Below are 2,811 nucleotides of genomic sequence, written 5' to 3'. Positions count from 1 at the left end.
TATTGAGTACGGACCCTAGGCGTCCAGCCGTTCGCGCACCGCTCGGGCGAAGCTCGCGCCGGCGGACGGGTCGTGGCCCAGGTAGAAGTCCGGTTCGATCAGCTCGGCCTCCATCAGCGTCCACGCGTCGCCGTCGCGCGCCATGTCGATGCGGGCGTAGAGCAGCGGCTCGTCGATGGATGACAGCACCCGGTCGGCCAGGGCCAGCGCGGCGGCGTCCGGCTGAACGGGCGCATACTGGCCGCCGAACTGCACCTGGATGCGAAAGTCGCCGCCCACGGGCCGCTTGTTGACGGCATGGCTGAACCGGCCGCCGAAGAACAGCAGCGAAGTCTCGCCCTCGGTCTCGATGGACGGCAGATAGGGCTGGATCATCGCCGGCCCCTCGGGCGGGTCGTCCATCGCCTGGCCCGGCAACAGACGCAGCGTCCGCCACGCCCCGCCCGAGACCGTCGGCTTGAGCACCAGTTGTTCCGCGCCCGTCTCGGCGAAGGCGTTTGCGACCGCCTCGGGCGCCGCGTGGTCGACCCAGCGGGTCGCCGGCAATGGCACGCCGCGCTTGGCCAGCCGGGCCAGGTATCGCTTGTCCGAGTTCCAGCCCAGCACCGAAGCGGGATTGGCCAGCGGCAGGTCCGCCGCGCGCCAGGTTTCGCAGGCGGCCAGCCACAGGGGATGGGCGCGGTGATAGCCCCACACCAGGACCGGCAGGATCAGCGGATAGGGCTTGAGGCCCGAGGCGTCCTGGACATGTTCGGTCCACGGCGTCGGGTCGATCTGGACGTCGGCGGCCGCCAGCGCCCGCGTCAGCCGCTCCAGCACACCCGGCCACTGGCCGCGATAGGACGGGTCGGCGGGATCGGGGGTCAGGACGGCGATGCGGGTCATGGCCTGTCATAGCCAAGCCGGTGCCGCTTTCCGAGCGTCATCGGCGCCCTTAAGGAGGGGGACGCCGCCGGAGCCCCTCATGACTGACGTCCCGCCCCTTCGCACCGTCCTGGTCGTCGCCGTCGCCCTGATCGACGTGGACGGGCGGGTGCTGATCGCCAGGCGGCCCGAGGGCAAACAGCTGGCCGGCCTGTGGGAGTTTCCCGGCGGCAAGGTCGAGCCGGGCGAACGGCCGGAAGCCGCGCTGATCCGCGAGTTGCGCGAGGAACTGGGGATCGAGGTGTCCGCCTCGTGCCTGTCGCCCTTCGTCTTCGCCAGCCACGCCTATGACGACTTCCACCTGCTGATGCCGCTCTATCTGTGCCGCCGCTGGGAAGGGACGGTCGTGGCGCGCGAGCATTCGGCCCTGGCCTGGGTCCGGCCGGAGAAGCTGGCCGACTATCCGATGCCGCCCGCCGACGATCCGCTGGTCGCCTGGCTGCGCGACCTGCTGTGAGGCGCGCCCTTTCGTGACTGGACGGGGCGGCGCGGCCGGACCACTGTCGCCCTTCCCCCACGACCGGAGCCGACCATGACCGTCCTGATCCGACCCGAAGGCCAGACCCTCGACGATTTAAAACTGAGCCGCCGCGCCGTGGGCGCATTGGGCGGGCTGATGTTCTCGGGCTACGCCGTGGCCGCACTGGCCAAGGAAGCCAAGCCGATCACCACCGACGACGCGGGCCTCGTGACCGAGACCGTGACCTATCCTGCGCCTGACGGCTTCGACCTGCCGGCCTATGTCGCCCGCCCCCTGGACGACGGCCCCTTCCCCGTCGTGGTCGTGGTGTCCGAGATCTTCGGCGTGCACGACTATATCCGCGACGTCTGCCGCCGCCTGGCCAAGCAGGGCTACGCCGCCATCGCGCCGGCCTTCTTCGTGCGGGTCGAGGACCCGGCGCCGCTGTCGGACATGCAGCGGATCATGCAGATCGTCTCGGCGGCCGGCTATGACCAGGTGATGGGCGACATCTCGGCGACGCTGGACTGGGCCAGTCAGCAGCTATGGGCCAATGCGGACAAGGTCGGGATCACCGGCTTCTGCTGGGGCGGCAAGGTCGTCTGGCAGGCCTGCGCGCGGTTCGCCGTCATCGACGCGGGCGTGGCCTGGTATGGCCGCCTGGCGCCCGCCGCCGACGCGACCCCGGAACAGATTTCGTCCGGACAGCCGTGGCCGGTCGACCTGGCTGACGACCTGAAGGCGCCCGTGCTGGGCCTCTACGGCGGCCGCGACCAAGGCATTCCAGTCGCCAGCGTCGAGCAGATGCGCCAGGCCCTGGCCCGCGCGGGCCAGACCGGCAGCGAGATCGTGGTCTATGACGACGCTCCGCACGGCTTCCACGCTGACTATCGCGCCAGCTACGCCGAGGCGGACGCCAAGGACGGCTGGTCCCGCCTGACCGCCTTGTTCGCCGCCAAGCTCAAGGCCTGAAACCTGCGCACAAAAAGGGGCGGGACCGTCGGTCCCGCCCCTTCTCCGTTTCGACGACTAACGTCAGTTCCGATAGGCCGGCGGCATCGGCGTCTGCTGGCGATAGCGGTCACGCAGCAGCAGGGCGCGGCTTTCCAGCGGTTGCTCCACACCGCCGACGAAGACCGCCGACGGCTGGCTGAGCGGTTCCAGCGGGTCGCCAGACCAGACCACCACGTCGCCGGCGGCGCCCGGCGCGATCTGGCCGAACTGGCCGGCCATGCCGAAGATCCTGGCCGGATTGACCGTCAGCGCCGCGATGGCCGCATTATACGGAAGGCCGTGCGAGACGGCGTTGCCGGCGTTGTAGCGAACCTCGCGGGCGCGGTGGGTCGAACCCTCGTTGCCCTTGATGGCGATGACCACGCCCGCCGCATTCAGCGCCGCCGCATTCTCCATCCGCGCCGCCCGCATCT

At 70.4% G+C, this 2,811-nt stretch carries 4 protein-coding genes; 2 read left to right on the top strand and 2 right to left on the bottom strand.

What is annotated here, in order from left to right; translation table 11 throughout:
* Positions 1 to 15: 15 nt before the first annotated feature.
* A complete protein-coding gene (locus B2U11_RS06765) occupies positions 16 to 885 on the bottom strand; it encodes an ATP-grasp domain-containing protein (RefSeq protein WP_292070765.1) in 870 nt (289 codons plus the stop codon).
* A gap of 79 nt (positions 886 to 964) precedes the next feature.
* Between B2U11_RS06765 and B2U11_RS06760 the strand changes: the two genes are divergently transcribed.
* Positions 965 to 1,381: a (deoxy)nucleoside triphosphate pyrophosphohydrolase gene (locus B2U11_RS06760; protein ID WP_292070764.1), complete on the top strand. Its 417-nt coding sequence runs from the start codon at positions 965 to 967 to the stop codon at positions 1,379 to 1,381.
* Positions 1,382 to 1,456: 75 nt separating this feature from the next.
* Positions 1,457 to 2,356 carry a dienelactone hydrolase family protein gene (locus B2U11_RS06755; protein ID WP_292070763.1) on the top strand — a complete coding sequence of 300 codons (900 nt, stop codon included), beginning with the start codon at positions 1,457 to 1,459 and terminating at the stop codon, positions 2,354 to 2,356.
* Positions 2,357 to 2,419: 63 nt separating this feature from the next.
* Here B2U11_RS06755 and B2U11_RS06750 read toward each other — a convergent pair.
* Positions 2,420 to 2,811: amidohydrolase family protein (locus tag B2U11_RS06750; protein WP_292070762.1), on the bottom strand; the 392-nt coding region annotated here is incomplete at its 5' end.

This window comes from Brevundimonas sp. UBA7534, assembly GCF_002479325.1.
GTDB lineage: Bacteria > Pseudomonadota > Alphaproteobacteria > Caulobacterales > Caulobacteraceae > Brevundimonas.
Note: the sequence above shows the minus strand (reverse complement) of the source record. Positions and strands in the feature narration are given on the sequence as shown.

Coding starts and splice junctions, on each gene's coding strand:
- B2U11_RS06760 (WP_292070764.1), top strand. CDS start 965: ATGACTGACGTCCCGCCCCTTCGCACCGTCCTGGTCGTCGCCGTCGCC.
- B2U11_RS06765 (WP_292070765.1), bottom strand. CDS start 885: ATGACCCGCATCGCCGTCCTGACCCCCGATCCCGCCGACCCGTCCTAT.
- B2U11_RS06755 (WP_292070763.1), top strand. CDS start 1,457: ATGACCGTCCTGATCCGACCCGAAGGCCAGACCCTCGACGATTTAAAA.